Origin of the sequence: Streptomyces sp. SID11385 (genome assembly GCF_010548245.1) — a bacterium.
Lineage (GTDB): Bacteria > Actinomycetota > Actinomycetes > Streptomycetales > Streptomycetaceae > Streptomyces.
In genome coordinates, this window is record NZ_JAAGLR010000960.1 from 1 (window position 1) to 463 (window position 463).

Genomic DNA, 463 nt, shown 5'->3' on the forward strand with positions numbered 1-463 from the left:
CCCGACCCGTGGCCCCGGCACGCACGGACCGCTCCCCGCTCCGCGCCACCAGGCCGCCGGGCCGGGCCCGGCCCCGTACTCGCGCGAGCTGCCGGGGGAGGCGGACAGCGAGGACCCGGTGCCCGGTTTCATGGAGCGCGAGCGCTTCCGCGCCGATCCGGAGGCGGCGCGGGCCCGTTTCTTCGGGGACGACAGCGGCGAGTTGTTCTTCGACCCCTTGCAGGGGCTCGGTCCGCTCGTCTCCACGGAGAACGGCCTCCCCGTGCGCCCGCCGGGCCGGACGATGGCCGCGGTGGACCAGATGATCGCCGAACTCCTCGCCGGGGAACCGCCCTCCTCCGCCCCGCAGCAGGACGTGGGCCGCAGCTTCGGCGGCTTCGACCGCGCGATGCGGGCGGGCCGCGCCGCCCGCGAGGCGGCCACGAGCGAGCAGGCGGCACCCGCCGCCGCACCGGACCCGACC

1 pseudogene is annotated in these 463 nt (G+C 78.2%); it reads left to right on the forward strand.

The features are described 5' to 3' along the window. Window positions 1-463, forward strand: a pseudogene (locus G3I42_RS29195) (histidine kinase); the annotation flags it as partial.